General features: G+C 66.2%; 12 protein-coding genes. 5 read left to right on the top strand and 7 right to left on the bottom strand.

Annotated elements, in window-relative coordinates:
- Positions 1–161: 161 nt before the first annotated feature.
- On the bottom strand, positions 162–404 hold the full coding sequence (locus tag RZV17_RS08595) for a hypothetical protein (RefSeq protein ID WP_047694067.1): 243 nt from the start codon (positions 402–404) through the stop codon (positions 162–164).
- Positions 405–565: 161 nt separating this feature from the next.
- Here RZV17_RS08595 and parE point away from each other — a divergent pair, with 161 nt between their 5' ends.
- Entirely contained in the window at positions 566–2,455 is a 1,890-nt protein-coding gene (gene parE / locus RZV17_RS08590; RefSeq protein ID WP_047694065.1) for a DNA topoisomerase IV subunit B, read from the top strand.
- Between the two features lie 331 nt (positions 2,456–2,786).
- Positions 2,787–4,298, top strand: coding sequence for a S10 family peptidase (locus tag RZV17_RS08585; RefSeq protein ID WP_355608634.1), 1,512 nt, complete (start codon positions 2,787–2,789; stop codon positions 4,296–4,298).
- Positions 4,299–4,356: 58 nt separating this feature from the next.
- On the opposite strand, the gene RZV17_RS08580 is transcribed toward RZV17_RS08585, so the two are convergent.
- The 3 genes from RZV17_RS08580 to RZV17_RS08570 all read right to left on the bottom strand — a co-directional run bounded on the left by RZV17_RS08580 (position 4,357) and on the right by RZV17_RS08570 (position 6,987).
- Entirely contained in the window at positions 4,357–5,118 is a 762-nt protein-coding gene (locus tag RZV17_RS08580; protein ID WP_166743135.1) for a YdcF family protein, read from the bottom strand.
- A gap of 105 nt (positions 5,119–5,223) precedes the next feature.
- Positions 5,224–6,351, bottom strand: a complete 1,128-nt coding sequence (locus RZV17_RS08575; protein ID WP_166743136.1) for an inorganic phosphate transporter — start codon at positions 6,349–6,351, stop codon at positions 5,224–5,226.
- Between the two features lie 9 nt (positions 6,352–6,360).
- A complete protein-coding gene (locus RZV17_RS08570) occupies positions 6,361–6,987 on the bottom strand; it encodes a DUF47 domain-containing protein (protein ID WP_039412104.1) in 627 nt (208 codons plus the stop codon).
- Between the two features lie 272 nt (positions 6,988–7,259).
- On the opposite strand from RZV17_RS08570, the gene RZV17_RS08565 reads away from it, so the two are divergent.
- A complete protein-coding gene (locus tag RZV17_RS08565) occupies positions 7,260–8,600 on the top strand; it encodes a hemolysin family protein (RefSeq protein WP_104580116.1) in 1,341 nt (446 codons plus the stop codon).
- Complete coding sequence (locus RZV17_RS08560) at positions 8,584–9,255, top strand: exopolysaccharide biosynthesis protein (RefSeq protein ID WP_355608629.1); 672 nt, start codon at positions 8,584–8,586, stop codon at positions 9,253–9,255. Before RZV17_RS08565 ends, RZV17_RS08560 begins: the two co-directional genes overlap by 17 nt.
- A gap of 371 nt (positions 9,256–9,626) precedes the next feature.
- Here the strand turns inward: RZV17_RS08560 and RZV17_RS08555 are convergent, their stop codons facing one another.
- Both RZV17_RS08555 and RZV17_RS08550 read right to left on the bottom strand, forming a co-directional pair.
- On the bottom strand, positions 9,627–10,127 hold the full coding sequence (locus RZV17_RS08555; RefSeq protein ID WP_039409367.1) for a pyridoxamine 5'-phosphate oxidase family protein: 501 nt from the start codon (positions 10,125–10,127) through the stop codon (positions 9,627–9,629).
- Positions 10,128–10,187: 60 nt separating this feature from the next.
- A complete protein-coding gene (locus RZV17_RS08550; RefSeq protein ID WP_039564625.1) occupies positions 10,188–11,189 on the bottom strand; it encodes an LLM class flavin-dependent oxidoreductase in 1,002 nt (333 codons plus the stop codon).
- Positions 11,190–11,635: 446 nt separating this feature from the next.
- On the opposite strand from RZV17_RS08550, the gene RZV17_RS08545 reads away from it, so the two are divergent.
- Positions 11,636–13,045, top strand: a complete 1,410-nt coding sequence (locus tag RZV17_RS08545) for an MFS transporter (protein ID WP_355608626.1) — start codon at positions 11,636–11,638, stop codon at positions 13,043–13,045.
- 25 nt (positions 13,046–13,070) lie between these two features.
- Here the strand turns inward: RZV17_RS08545 and RZV17_RS08540 are convergent, their stop codons facing one another.
- Positions 13,071–14,795, bottom strand: a complete 1,725-nt coding sequence (locus tag RZV17_RS08540; protein WP_355608623.1) for an ABC transporter ATP-binding protein — start codon at positions 14,793–14,795, stop codon at positions 13,071–13,073.
- Positions 14,796–14,822 lie beyond the last annotated feature (27 nt).

Below are 14,822 nucleotides of genomic sequence, written 5' to 3'. Positions count from 1 at the left end.
GGCCTCCCGGAAAGCCATAGTTTAACGGGTGACGGGCGAATGCCCAAGGGTTGCGTGACGGCGAGGCCATCCAGCACGGAAAATTCGGCTACGCATCTGCAAATGCAGACGCCCCGGCCGAAGCCGGGGCGTCTGTGTCACGCGGTGACCTGGCAGAAGACTCAGCGCGAGGGCTTTTCTTCTTCCTCTTCCTCGCGCGGAGCGCTGTCGGCCTTGGGCTTCTGCGCGGCAGCGGCGGCGCGGCGCTCGGCCTTGCGCTCGGCTTCGGTCTTGGCCTTGGCGTCGTCGCTCTTCTGCGCGCTGGCGCCCTGCCCGGCCTGCTGCGGGGCCGCCTGCGCCATGGCGGGAAGTGCCGCTACGGCGGCCGCACCCAGGGTGAGCATCAGAATATGCTTGAACTTCATGGTGTCCTCCGGTTCGGTGACATCCTCAGGTGGGGACGTTTGGTTCCGAAACCAACACCAGGGTAGCCACCGGCACCCCGCCCCGCACTGAACGCCTGCCACGTGCAAAAAGTTGCCTCAGCCCCCACACTTGCGCGTCGTTTCACGTGCCAACGAGATGCATGAACACCCGTTATAACGCCGCCGATATTGAAGTGCTGTCGGGCCTGGACCCGGTCAAACGCCGCCCGGGCATGTACACCGACACCGCGCGCCCGAACCACCTGGCGCAGGAAGTGATCGACAACTCGGTCGACGAGGCGTTGGCCGGTCACGCCAAGCAGGTCGAAGTCACGCTGTACAAAGACGGCAGCTGCGAGGTGTCCGACGACGGCCGCGGCATGCCGGTGGACATCCACCCGGAAGAGAAGATTCCGGGCGTGGAACTGATCCTGACCCGCCTGCACGCCGGCGGCAAGTTCAGCAACCGCAACTACACCTTCTCCGGCGGCCTGCACGGCGTGGGCGTGAGCGTGGTCAACGCGCTCTCGACTAAAGTCGAGCTGTTCATCAAGCGCGAAGGCAGCGAGCACCGCATGGAGTTCCGCGACGGCAACGCCGCTTCCAAGCTCGAAGTGGTCGGCACCGTCGGCAAGAAGAACACCGGTACGCGGCTGCGCTTCTGGGCCGACCCGAAGTATTTCGACACGCCCAAATTCAATGTGCGCGCACTGCGCCACCTGCTGCGCGCCAAGGCGGTGCTGTGCCCCGGCCTGACCGTCAAGCTGCATGACGAAGCCACCGGCGAGCAGGACAGCTGGTACTTCGAAAACGGCCTGCGCGACTATCTGAAAGGCGAGATGGCCGAGCACGAACTGCTGCCGGCCGAGCTGTTCGTGGGCAGCCTGAAGAAGGACACCGAGATCGTGGACTGGGCCGCGGCCTGGGTGCCGGAAGGCGAGCTGGTGCAGGAAAGCTACGTCAACCTGATCCCCACCGCGCAGCACGGTACCCACGTCAACGGTCTGCGTTCGGGCCTGACCGATGCGTTGCGCGAGTTCTGCGATTTCCGCAACCTGCTGCCGCGCGGCGTCAAGCTGGCGCCGGAAGATGTGTGGGACCGGGTCACCTTCGTGCTCAGCCTGAAGATGACCGACCCGCAGTTCTCCGGGCAGACCAAGGAACGCCTGTCGTCGCGTCAGGCCGCCGGCTTCATCGAGGGCGCCGCGCATGACGCTTTCAGCCTGTATCTCAACCAGAACGTGGAGATCGGCGAGAAGATCGCGCAGATCGCCATCGACCGTGCCAGCGCACGGCTGAAGACCGAAAAGCAGATCGTCCGCAAGAAGGTGACCCAGGGCCCGGCCCTGCCCGGCAAGCTGGCCGATTGCATCAGCCAGGACCTGTCGCGTACCGAGCTGTTCCTGGTCGAAGGCGATTCGGCCGGCGGCTCGGCCAAGCAGGCGCGCGACAAGGATTTCCAGGCGATCCTGCCGCTGCGCGGCAAGATCCTCAACACCTGGGAGGTGGCGTCCGGCAGCGTGCTGGCCTCCGAGGAAGTGCATAACCTGGCGATCGCGATCGGCTGCGACCCGGGCAAGGACGACATCACCGGGCTGCGCTACGGCAAGGTGGTGATCCTGGCCGACGCCGACTCCGACGGCCTGCATATCGCCACGCTGCTGACGGCGCTGTTCCTGCAGCACTTCCCTGCACTGGTGGCCGCTGGCCACGTGTTCGTGGCGATGCCGCCGTTGTTCCGCGTGGACGTGGGCAAGCAGGTGTTCTATGCGCTGGACGAAGAAGAAAAGACCACGCTGCTGGACAAGATTGCGCGCGAGAAGATGAAGGGCCAGATCAGCGTCACCCGCTTCAAGGGCCTGGGCGAGATGAACCCGCAGCAGCTGCGCGAGTCCACCATCCATCCGGATACCCGCCGGCTGGTGCAGCTCACCATCGACGATGGCGAACAGACCCGTTCGTTGATGGACATGTTGCTGGCGAAAAAGCGCGCCGGCGACCGCAAGCAGTGGCTTGAGAGCAAGGGTGATCTGGCTTCGTTGGAAGTTTGAAACCGCTGGAAACTTAAAAAACTTCGGAAGTTAAAGCCCCTCTCCCGCCGGGAGAGGGGTTGGGGTGAGGGTACGGGCGAAGCCTCATGCGATTAAACATTGCGAGAGCTTCGCCCGTACCCTCATCCGCCCCTGCGGGGCACCTTCTCCCGAGGGGAGAAGGGTGTGGCGCCCATTTTTCCGAATGACGGGTATTTTCATCACACTTCATTCCGAATCTTTCTCTGCAGTTGAGAGGCATCGGTCAACGCGCCACCTATGCCTTCCTGCACATCCACCGGGCTCTGCAGCGGCCTAGCATCAGCGCTCCCCTGTTCCGGCGTCGATGCTCATGCCCTTGTTCTTCCGTGCCAGCCTGCTGGCCTGCTTCCTGCTCAGCGGGGCGGCACTGGCGGCTGCACCAGATAAAGACGATCGTAAAAGCGACCCCAGCGAGGCGAAAGCCGATGCGTCGGCGTCCAGACCTGCGCCGCTGCCGGCCGACATCAGCGTGCGCCAGAGCACGCGGGTGGCCGGCCGCAGCCTGAGCTATACCGCCACGGTCGGCACGCTGCCGGTGCGCGATGCGCAGGGCAAGACCACCGGCGAAGTGGTGTTCACCGCCTACACCGTCGATGGCAAGGACCGTCCGGTGACCTTCGCATTGAATGGCGGGCCCGGCGCCTCATCGGTGTATCTCAACATGGGCGCGATCGGGCCCAAGATCGTCGGTTTCGGCGCTGAAGGCGACAGCGCGTCGGCACCGGCAACGCTGCGCGACAACCCGGGCACCTGGCTGGACTTCACCGACCTGGTGTTCATCGACCCGGTGGGCACCGGCTTCAGCCGCGCCTTGATCGGCGACGACGATGCCAAGAAACAGTTCTACAACCCGCAGGCGGATGTGGAATATCTCTCGCGCGTGATCTACGACTGGCTGCTCAAGAACCGCCGCCTGCAGGCGCGCAAGTATCTGGTGGGCGAAAGCTACGGCGGCTTCCGCGGCCCGCGCATCACCCATTTCCTGCAGACGCGGCTGGGTGTGGCGATGAACGGCGTGGTGCTGGTGTCGCCGTATCTCAATCCCACCCTGGACGACAACGGCGATGTCTCCCCGCTGGCGTGGATGCTGACACTGCCCTCCATCGCTGCTGCGCATCTGGAGCGCCAGGGCCAGCTCAGCGACAGCGCCATGCGCCAGGTGATCGACTACACGCGCGGCGACTACGCAGTGGCGTTGATGAAAGGACGCACCGACCCGCAGGCGACCGAAGCGATGCTGCAGCAGGTGACCCGCATGACCGGGCTGGACCCGGCGTACGTGCGGCGTTCCGGTGGACGCCTGGAAACCCAGGCGTATCTGCGCGAGGTGTTTCGCGACAAGGGCGAGCTGGGCAGCCGTTACGACTCCAACGTGACCGCCTTCGACCCGTTCCCTAACGATGCCGAACAACGCGCCAACGACCCGCTGCTGGACAGCATCATCGCGCCGACCACCACCGCGATGGTGGACTTCGTCACCCGCGTGGTCGGCTGGAAGGTCGATGCGCGTTATCACGCGATCAATATGGAGGTCAACGCGCTATGGGACTGGGGTGACGAGTTGCGCAAGGGTGCGGTGACGCAGCTGCGCCAGTCGGTGGCGATCGACCCCAAGTTGCGTGTGTTGATCGCGCACGGTTGGAACGACCTCTCCTGCCCGTTCATGGGGTCGATCCTGACCGTGGACCAGATGCCAGCAATGGGCAGCGACCCGAACCGCGTGCAGGTGCGCGAATACCCGGGCGGCCACATGTTCTACAACCGCGCCGACAGCCAGGCCGCGTTCCGCAACGACGTCAAGGCGATATACCAGGCGCGCTGAGTGCAGCCATCGCCGGGCGTGCGAGGTCCGGCGGTGAAGCAGCCGCGCCGCACTGCGCTCAGACCGCGCCGGGCTCGGTGGCTTTGACGTTCCAGCCCAGCCACTGGTAGACGCGGTAGCGCGCGATGCCCAGGTATTCGTGCAGGGCTACATCGGCCAGGGTGAAGTTGTAGCTCTGCGGCAGCACCGACCAGGAGGCGGTCAGCCAGTCCGCACGCACCGGCACGGCGTCGATGCCGAAGTGGCGGAAGTACAGCTCGGCGCGGCGCAGATGCGTGGCCGAAGACACCAGCACGATGCGGTCGGGCCGGCGCGCGCGCAGCAGCGGCTGGCTGAACTGCGCGTTCTGCCAGGTGTTCATGCTGGAGGGCTCCATGATCAGATCCGCCCGCTCGATCCCCAGCCCGATCAACACGCGCTGATAGACCACCGCCTCGGACAGGCCCAGGCCGCGCGCGTCGCCACCGCTGATCTCGATCTTGCAATCGCCGCCGCTGCGGCGGCACTGCTGGTACAGCCGCGCCGATTCGACAATGCGCCCGTAGGCGAACATGTTGGCCTCGGCCACCGCGTCACGCCCCTCCGGGCGCACCGTGCCGGCGCCGAGCAGCACGATCACGTTGCGCGCGCCCCACGCGTTGAAGTCGTTGACCCCGGTGCGCTGCAGGTGTTGCAGCATCCACGACGGCAACGGGCCGCAGCCCACGGCAAACACCAGCGCCAGGCTGATGCCGCCCAGCACACGCGAAAATCGCCGCAGGCCGCGGCGATCGATCAACCAGGCAAACCCGAACAATACGCACACCAGGGCAAGCATCATCGAGGCAAGGTCTCACTCAGAACGCGCAGGCACACCGCCGGTGGCAGATGGCTTGCGCAAGGGCCGCATCGTGGTCGCGGTGCGTGACCGCACCGCGACACCGTGTCAGGTCCAGCCGAACTGCTCGAACACGCGCAGGATCAGATACGCCACACCGCCGGCTGCGGGAATGGTGAGGATCCAGGCCCAGACGATGCGCTCGATCACGCCCAGCCGCAGCGAGCGCGGGTTCTTGGCAAAGCCCACGCCCATGATGGCGGTGGAGATGCTGTGCGTGGTGGATACCGGCATGCCGAAGTGCGCGGCCACGGTGAGCACCGTGGCCGAGCTGGTTTCGGCGGCAAAGCCGTGGATGGGATGCAGCTTGACCATCTTGTGACCGAGCGTCTTGATGATCTTCCAGCCGCCGGACGCCGTGCCGGCCGCCATCACCACCGCGCAGGTCAGCACGATCCACATCGGGATACCGGCACCGGCGGCCAGGCCGGTGCCCGGGTGCAGGAACGACAGCCAGCTGGGCAGGTCATCCAGTGCGCCGGCCGACTGCGCGCCGATCAGGGTCATGGCGATGATGCCCATGGTCTTCTGCGCGTCGTTGTGACCGTGCGCGTAGCCCATGTACGCAGCCGAGGCGATCTGCGCCTTGCCGAAGAACGCATTGACCCAGCGCGGCCGCGCCAGCCGCCCGATCGGACCGCCAAGCCTGGACATGCCGGCGATGATCGCCCACAGCAGCACCATTACCACGATGCCGAGCAGGAAGCCGGCGATCGGCGAGGTGATCATCGGCACGAACACCTTCCACAACAGGCCCTTGTTCTTGGCCCAGTTGCCGATGTTCTCCGACCAGATCAGCGCGTCCCAGTTGTTGTGTGCCGCGGCCAGGCCGGCGCCGCACAGGCCACCGATCAGCGCGTGCGAGGACGACGACGGCAGGCCCTTCCACCAGGTGATCAGGTTCCAGATGATGCCGCCCAGCAGTGCGCACAGGATCACCTGCGGGGTGACATCCACCACGTTGGTGTTGAGCAGGCCGGAGGCAATGGTCAGCGCCACTGCGGTACCGGTGAGGGCGCCGATCAGGTTCATGCCGGCCGCCAGCATCACCGCCCAGCCCGGCGACAGCACCTTGGTGGCGACCACGGTGGCGATGGAGTTGGCGGTGTCGTGGAAGCCGTTGATGAACTCGAACACCAACGCGGCCAGGATCACCACCAGAACAAGGGTAAGCACGCGGCGACCTCAGCTGTTCTTCAACACGATCTGGTACACCACCACCCCTGCCTCGCGGCAACGGTCGATGGCTTTTTCCAGGATCTCGAAGAACTCCTTGAGCAGGAACATCTGCAGCGTATCCAGGCGGCCGGAATAGATGTCGCGATACAGCTCGAGCATCAGACGGTCGGCCTCGTTCTCGAGCATGCGCAGCTTGTCGTTGAGCGCGGTCATGCGATCGATGTTCATGCGTGGAAGGTCGTCGACCATCTCCACCACCACCGCGGCAGCCTGCTCCAGCATCGCCGCGCGCGGGGCGAAGTCGATGTGTTCCAGGTGCTGGGTGGCCAGCGAATAGCGGTCGGCGAATTTTTCGACCTGCTTGGGAATCTTGTACAACGCCGAACCCAGCGCTTCGATGTCTTCGCGCTCGATCGGGGTCATGAAGCTGTCCACCAAGGCCTGGCCGATCTTGTCGGAGGCAGCGCGTTCGCGCAGGCGGGCGAGCTTGAAGGCGTCCAGTGCGGGCTGCCGGTCGGACTCGCGCATCATGGCGTGCAACGCCTTGGTGCTGTCGTAGGCGGCCTGCGCCGCTTCGTTCAGGAGCGAATAGAACTGCTTGCCGGAACCGAAGATGGTCTGCAACGAGAACATGGGTGGAGAACTTCCTGCCGTCGAGGGAGGACGGCACCAGGGGCGAATTATGACCGGTCCATGACCTGTCTGGGTATATCGACGCCGCCTGCGGCCTTCACGCCGGCATTTCCCGGCTCGAACCACCCTGTGGTTTGCTACCATGCTTGCGCGCCTTCGGGCGCACCCTATGGAAGACGACCCTATATTTCCCCGTTGCCGCCCCGCCCTTGCGCGCGCCGGCCAACCCCGTGCTTGCCCGCCCTCCCCTTCACTGACCGGGGAAGACGCCCGTGGTTGAGTTTCTGATTGTCATCGCCCTGATCCTGTTGAACGGCTTCTTCGCCATGTCGGAGATGTCGCTGATGACCTCGCGCAAGAGCCGCCTGAAGCAGATGGCCGGCTCCAGCAAGCGCGCCGCTCGGGCGCTGGCCCTGGCCGAAAGCCCCGAGAACTTTCTGTCCACGGTCCAGATCGGCATCACCCTGATCGGCATCCTGACCGGCGTGTTCGGCGGCGAGGCCATCGGCGAGGCGATCAGCAGCTGGCTGCAGGGCGTGTTCCCCGCGTTGTCTGCCTCGTTCGAGCTGGTCGGCAAGCCGCGCCCCTACTCGGTGGTGATCGGCAGCACCCTGGCCGTGGCGCTGATCACCTTCCTGACGTTGATCTTCGGCGAGCTGGTGCCCAAGCGGCTGGCGCTGCGCAACTCCGAAGACATCGCCGGGGTGGTCGCGGTGCCGATGACCTGGCTGGCCAGGATCGCCGCGCCCGGCGTGTGGATACTGGCACGCTCGACCCGGCTGGTGCTGCGCATGCTGGGCATGGGCAAGGACGAATCGGCATCGGTGACCGAAGAAGAGATCCGCATGCTGGTGGCCGAAAGCCACGAGGCCGGCGTGATCGACGCGCACGAGCGCGACATGATGAATCGCGTGATGCGGCTGGGCGACCGTACCGCCGACAGTTTGATGACCCCGCGCAACCGCATCGCCTGGCTGGATGCCAACGCCGAGCCGGAACGTAACTTTGCGGTGATGCGCGAGCACGAATTCTCGCGTTACCCCGTGTATCGCGGCAGCGACCAGGACATTGCCGGGGTACTGGAAGTCAAATCGCTGGTCACGCGCATGGGCGGGCACGGCGAGAACCTGTTCCAGGCGCTGCGCGAGACCTTGTTCGTCTCCGAATCCACGCACGCGATGAAGCTGCTGGAGATCTTTCGCGAAGAACAGCAGTCGATGGCCCTGGTGGTCGACGAATACGGCGAGATCCGCGGCCTGGTGACCATCAGCGACCTGATGGGTGCGGTGGTCGGCCGTCTGCAGGCGGTGGAAAACACCGACGAAGATGCGCTGGTGGTGACGCGCGCGGATGGCTCGCTGCTGATCGACGGCTCGCTGCCGGTGGAAGAGCTGCGCGAGGTGCTGGGTGCCGAACTGCCGGATGCCGACGAAGGCGACTACCACACGCTGGCCGGGCTCTGCATTTATTACTTCGGCCGGATTCCGCAGGCCGGCGAATTCTTCGACTGGGCGGGCTGGCGGATCGAGATCGTGGATCTGGACGGTGCGCGCGTGGACAAGTTGTTGCTGAGCCGCGTCGGCGACGAGGGCAGCGATGACATCGTCGGATAACGGCGCGCCGCCTTCGGAGGACGCCGGCAGCGAACAGATGCGTTACCGCAACGAAGGCATTCGCAGCCTGCTGGCGGCCTTCAGCGACGGCGACCCGGAGCACGTGCTGCGCGTGCGCGAGATCCTGGCCGATCTGCAGCAGAGCGCGTTCGGCGTGTTCCTGTTCCTGGCGATCCTGCCGTCCTTCATTCCCATTCCCGGCGTGGCCGGCGGCATCAGCGGCCCGCTGACGGTATTGATCGGCCTGCAGATGATGTGTTGCCTGCGCAAGCCCTGGGTGCCGGACTTCATCGGCGACCGTGGCCCGAAGCGGCGCACCAGCCAGCGCTTCGTGGCGAAGCTGGCGCCGACCCTGCAGCGGCTGGACCGTCTACTCAGGCCACGCCTGCATGGTGTGCTGGACCGCATGCCGGCGCAGGTGTTCACCGGGGCGCTGCTGGTGCTGGTTGGCGTCCTGCTGACGCTGCCGATCCCGTTCACCAACTATCTGTTCGGGCTGATTCTGCTGTTGTTTGCGCTGGCCCTGCTGGAGCGCGATGGCGCCCTGATGCTGGCGGGCTGGGCGGCGGCATTGATTTCGATCGCCGTGTTTGGCGTGACCTCGGATCAGTTGGTGGACCTGATTCGCGGCTGGTGGCCGGTGGCCTGGCGTTGAGGCTGCGGTCACCGGCGGGCGTCGGTGTGCCTCGCTGATGGAGCTTGGCTGCGCGTGTGTCGGTGGTGGAGCGTGCGGTGTGCTGGCCCGCGATGGTTTGGTGACGGTATTGGCTGAGCTGGCTTGGTGGAAACTTTCCTGACGGATCTCCGCAGCGCCGATCTGTTTCCGGCGCGCTGAGGTGATGCGAGCGACCTTACCCTCACCTCAACCCCTCTCCCGCAAGAGAGGGGCTTACACGCCCCGCGCGCGGTGTTGCGCTACACGCGCGCCGGGAACCTGCACGCCACCTCGCTCTTGCCCGGCAAGGGCTGATCGTCTCTTGTCTGGCAATGGGCTGATCGTCGTCGCTACACCAGCTCAGGTCTTGCTCACTTCAGATCGACCACGCGGTTGTCCGAAAGGCTGGCGGTGTCGTCGGTCACGGCGGTCATGACGAAGTACAAGGCCTTGCCGAGCAGGCCGCTCGGGCCGTCCCAGTATTCGGCCGATTCGGCACGCACATGGATCAGGCGCAGGTTGGGGTCGTCCTTGCCACCGGGGAAAAACACCTTCATTGCCGGCGACCACAATGCATCGATCTTGGCGCGGTCGTGGACGACACGCGCAGTTCCGGCGACCGACACATAGGTGTTCCTGGATGCCGACGCGTAGGCCACGTTGACGCGCGGGTCGGCGGCGATCTCGGCCACCTTCGGGCTGTCGGCTGCGGTGGCAAACCACAGGTCGCCATCGAATTCCACTTCCTGCGTGCCCAGCGGACGGCTGACCAGCTTTCCGTCCGCCGACACGGTGGTGAACATCGCGATGTCCACGCCGCGAATCAATTCCGCCAATTGCTTGATGCTGTCGCTGCGATCCTGAAATTGCATGCCTGCCTTCCTGATGGAGATGCACGCATCTGAGCGGATCGCCGCGCAAAGCGACGTGAATCACGCAGTGGTCACGTCCAGCTCGCGGCAGGCGGCGGCCGCGAGTTCGAACGAGCGCAGACGTGCGCTGTGGTCGTAGATGTTGGCAGTGAACAACAACTCATCGGGCGCATGCCGCTCGATGAAGGCCGCCACGCCGTGCGCCACCTGCTCCGCATCGCCCAGCACCGTGCATGCAAGCGCACGCTCCACGCCGGCGCGCTCGTGCGGCTGCCAGAAGGCGTCGATGTCATCGATCGGCGGCGGAATCTTGCCGGGCCTGCCGCGTCGCAGATTGACGAAACTCTGCTGCTGGGTGGTGAACAGGCGCCGCGCCTGCGCCTCGGTGTCGGCCGCCACCACGTTCAGCGCAAGCATCGCGTGCGGCTTGGCCAGCTGTGCGGACGGGCGGAATTCGCGGCGGTAGATCGCCACCGCTTCGTCCATCGCGTCGGGCGCGAAGTGCGAGGCAAATGCGAACGACAAGCCCATCGCCGCCGCCAGCCGCGCACTGAACAGGCTGGACCCCAGCAGCCACACCGGCACGTCCAGGCCGGCACCGGGAACCGCCTGCACCAGCTGTCCCGGCACGGCGGGCGCGAAGTAACGCAACAACTCCGCCACATCCTGCGGGAACTGGTCGGCGCTATCGAAATAACGGCGCAAGGCACGCGCGGTGGGCTGGTCGGTGCCGGGCGCGCGCCCCAGCCCCAGGTCGATGCGCTGCGGATACAGCGAGGCCAGCGTGCCGAATTGCTCGGCCACCTGCAGCGGCGCGTGGTTGGGCAACATGATGCCGCCGGCACCGACACGAATGGTCTTGGTGCCCCCGGCCACATGACCGATCAGCACGGCGGTGGCCGCGCTGGCGATCCCGGGCATGTTGTGGTGCTCGGCCAGCCAGTAACGCTGGTAGCCCCAGCGCTCGGCGTGTTGCGCCAGATCGAGCATGTTGGCGAAAGCGTGGGTGGTGTCGCTGCCTTCGCAGACGGGCGCCAGGTCGAGCACGGAAATGGGCGTCATCGGACGGCTCCGGGAAGAATGATGTGCAGGAAATGGGGCTGCCCGGGGGGATTGCCAGCGGTTTCATGAGCGCTGAGGGGATTACAGCATTCCAGCAGTCGGACAACGGGTGGGGTTGTGGGACCGAGCAGTGACAAGTATGCAGCGAAGCGGAGTGCTTCGTGGCCTGCCCGACTCTCGACACAGGGGCCCTCACCCAACCATTCTCCGGCGGGAGAGCGGCTATTCCTTCTCCCGCCGGGAGAAGGTGGCGCGTAGCGCCGGATCAGGGTAAGGGCGAAGCCTGGTGGACCTTGGATGCACGCTTGTCGTGCTGTCCGCTGGTGTCCGTATGCCCAGCGCCACCTTGCTTGCAGGCGAACGCCTTGACTGCGCCGCGAAGCGTGGCCGCTGTGGGATCTGGGCACTGCCTATGATGGCGCCGCTCCGTCTACGACTGGCTGCACATGTCTCCGATTGCCGCGCCTGCCCTTGTACCGCCCTCGCCTTCTGCACAGATCGCAGCGAGGATCGATCGCTTGCCGGCCAGCGCCACGCTGTGGCGGCTGGTTGGCCTGCTGGCGCTGGGCGGCTTCTTCGAGCTGTACGACCTGTTCCAGACCGCCTACATCAGCCCCGGGCTGATCGCCGACGGCATCTTTGCCAGCGGTGCCGACGGCGCGTTCGGCATGTCCGATCAGGCCGCGTTCGCGGCAGCGACCTTCCTGGGCCTGTTTGTCGGTGCTGCGCTGCTGAGCCCGTTTGCCGATCGCTTCGGGCGCCGCCCGGTATTCACCTTTGCGCTGGTCTGGTATACCGCCGCGACCGTGGCGATGGGGCTGCAAGACACCGCCACCGGCGTGATCGTGCTGCGCCTTCTGGTTGGCATCGGGCTGGGCATCGAGCTGGTCACCATCGATACCTACCTGTCAGAGCTGGTGCCGCGGCACATGCGCAGCGCGGCGTTCGCATTCGCGTTCTTCGTGCAGTTTCTGGCGGTGCCCGCCGTCGCCCTGGCCGCCTGGCTGCTTGTTCCGCACGCGCCGCTGGGCGTCAGCGGCTGGCGCTGGGTAGTGCTGCTGAGCGGCGTGTTTGCGTTGGCGATCTGGTGGTTGCGCAGCCGCCTGCCGGAATCGGCGCGCTGGCTGGCCGCGCAGGGCCGCCACGCCGAAGCGGACGCGGTGCTGGCGCAACTGGAAGCCCGCTGCATGCGCGATCTCGGCGCGCCGTTGCCGGCACCGCAGGCGGCCGCCGCACGGCCGACCGGCCAGGCAGAGGTCTTGCGGTTGTGGCGCGCGCCGTATCGCGGCCGCATCGGCATGCTGGTGGTGTTCCATGTTTTTCAGGCCATTGGCTTCTTCGGCTTCGGCAACTGGCTGCCGGCGCTGATTGCCGCCCAGGGCAACGGGGTGAGCAGGAGCCTGGGATATTCGTTTGCGATCTCGCTGGCCTACCCGCTGGCGCCGCTGTTGTTGCTGCGCGTTGCGCAGCGCTGGGAAAACAAGTGGCAGATCACCGCATCGGCGCTGGGCGCGGTGGTGTTCGGGGTGGCGTTCTCGCTGCAGCAGCAGGCCATCGGCATGGTGTTGTGCGGCGCCATGATCGCGTTCTGCAATGCCTGGATGAGTTTTGCCTATCACGGGTACCAGGCCGAGCTGTTCCCCACCACACTGCGCGCGCGTGCGGTGGGCTTCTGCTATTCGTTCAGTCGCCTGTCCACCGCGTGCAGCAGCGTATTGATCGGCTGGTTGCTGAGCCGGGTCGGCAGCGACGGCGTGCTGGGCTTCATCGTGATCAGTATGTCGATCGTGGCGAGCGTGATCGCCGTGTTCGGCCCGCGCACGCGCAATCGTGCGCTGGAAGACCTCGCCGGTTAGCGGGTGCGCAGTGGCGCTGCGCGCATCATGCGCCGCGCGTGGTGGCGAGCGCCGCCCTGCCCCGCGCCTGCGCGTCAGGCGCGGCGCCCAAGGCCACCGTGCGGTCGGCCACCGCGGCCAGGCTGGTGCGGTGCGAGACCACGACCAGCGCGGTCTGCGGCAGACGCTGCCGCAGCATGCACAGCACCTGGTGCTCGGCATCTGCATCCAGCGCGCTGGTGGCTTCATCCAGCACCGCCAGGGCGGGCTGACGCAGCAACACCTGCGCCAATAACAACCGCTGTACCTCGCCCCCGGACAGACGGCTGGCTTGCCCATGGATGACGGTCTCAAGCCCCTGCCCCTCACGCTGCAGGCGTGCGCGCAAACCGACGTCGCTCAACGCGTCCCACATGCGCGCCTCCGGCACACCCGGCAGCGCCCAGTCCAGGCAATCGCGCACGCTGCGCTGCCACGGCCGCACGCCCTGCCCGAGGTAGGCGCCATGCCGGACCAGCTGCCGGTAGGCGGCAAAATCCAGCCGACGCCCGCCCATGTGCGCATCGAACAGCTGCGGTGACGTCTGCCCGGACAGCACGTCCATCAGGCTGCTCTTGCCGATGCCGGACGGGCCCACGACCAGGGTCATTTCACCCGGCACCAGCACCAACGCAGCGATCTCCAGCCGGGCCAGCGGCGGCGCCAGCGCAATGCGCTCGATCTGCAGCGCGGCGGGTAGCGAACAGGCGGCAACGGCAGCAGCCGGGGCACGCGCGGCGCCCAGATCCACATGGCGCTGCCACAGTTGCAGGGCCGGCCAGGCAGAGCGCAGTTGCTGCACGCTTTGCCGCGTGGTGACCAGATAAGGCAGCAGCCGCCCCAGCAGCAGGCTGACCGTGATCAGCGCGGCACGCTCGCCGCCTTGCCATAGATTGGCCAGCACCAGAATGCCGGCGATGGCGGCCACTGCCGTGACTTCGAGCACCAGTCGGCTGCTGGCCACCAGTGCCTGCTGTTGTGCATAGCCCTGGCCCAGGCGCGCAGAGATGCGCTCGTAATGCCCGGTTTCCACGTCCTCGCGCTGAAACGAACGCACGTGGCGCAGACGCCGTGGAAAGTCCTCGCTCAACCAGAACAACTGCGTCATGTCGGCCACGTAGTCGCGGCTGATGCGCGCCTGCGCCGCGCTGCTGGAAAGGCGCAGACCCAGCCACGCCAGCAATGCCAATAGCGGCGTGGCAAGCAGCAACGATGGTGCGATCAACACCGCAATGCACAGGCTCACGGCGGCCGTAATGCCGGCCACCAGCAACTGCAGCACGGCACTGAAGCCCTGCGTTGCGATCTCGATGTTATAGGTCAGCACGTTGGCGATTTCGGCGGAGCTGGTACCCGCCAGCGCGGGCAGCGGCGCATCGATCAAGGCGGTATGCACACGTCGGCGCAGGCCCAGCGCATAGCGGCTGGTCAACCGCGCCGCCAGCCGGGCGCCCTGCCAGCGCAACGCGGCGAACACCAGGCTCACCACCACAAACAGGCCGGCCTGCACCGGCAAACCACCCGGCACGGTGAGTCGATAGCCGGCCAGCTGCACGCCATGACCGGGCTGGACCAGCGGAACCAGACACACCGCCACGATGCTGCCGACGCAGGCGGCCGCCAGCGACAACGCCACGTACGTGATCATCGATGGCACATCTGCCGGCACCAGCGTGCCGGCGAAGCGGCGCAGCACGGCCACGACGTCATGGCGAGCGATGGCCTTATGCATCAGCAGCGCGCAACGCAGTGCAGCGCC

Source organism: Xanthomonas cannabis (assembly GCF_040616535.1).
GTDB classification, from domain to species: Bacteria; Pseudomonadota; Gammaproteobacteria; order Xanthomonadales; family Xanthomonadaceae; genus Xanthomonas; species Xanthomonas cannabis.
Note: the sequence above shows the minus strand (reverse complement) of the source record. Positions and strands in the feature narration are given on the sequence as shown.

Bases quoted from the DNA above. Each gene is read 5' to 3' on its own strand.
- RZV17_RS08595 (WP_047694067.1), bottom strand. From the start codon at position 404: ATGAAGTTCAAGCATATTCTGATGCTCACCCTGGGTGCGGCCGCCGTA.
- parE (WP_047694065.1), top strand. From the start codon at position 566: ATGAACACCCGTTATAACGCCGCCGATATTGAAGTGCTGTCGGGCCTG.
- RZV17_RS08585 (WP_355608634.1), top strand. From the start codon at position 2,787: ATGCCCTTGTTCTTCCGTGCCAGCCTGCTGGCCTGCTTCCTGCTCAGC.
- RZV17_RS08580 (WP_166743135.1), bottom strand. From the start codon at position 5,118: ATGATGCTTGCCCTGGTGTGCGTATTGTTCGGGTTTGCCTGGTTGATC.
- RZV17_RS08570 (WP_039412104.1), bottom strand. From the start codon at position 6,987: ATGTTCTCGTTGCAGACCATCTTCGGTTCCGGCAAGCAGTTCTATTCG.
- RZV17_RS08560 (WP_355608629.1), top strand. From the start codon at position 8,584: ATGACATCGTCGGATAACGGCGCGCCGCCTTCGGAGGACGCCGGCAGC.
- RZV17_RS08555 (WP_039409367.1), bottom strand. From the start codon at position 10,127: ATGCAATTTCAGGATCGCAGCGACAGCATCAAGCAATTGGCGGAATTG.
- RZV17_RS08550 (WP_039564625.1), bottom strand. From the start codon at position 11,189: ATGACGCCCATTTCCGTGCTCGACCTGGCGCCCGTCTGCGAAGGCAGC.
- RZV17_RS08545 (WP_355608626.1), top strand. From the start codon at position 11,636: ATGTCTCCGATTGCCGCGCCTGCCCTTGTACCGCCCTCGCCTTCTGCA.
- RZV17_RS08540 (WP_355608623.1), bottom strand. From the start codon at position 14,795: ATGCATAAGGCCATCGCTCGCCATGACGTCGTGGCCGTGCTGCGCCGC.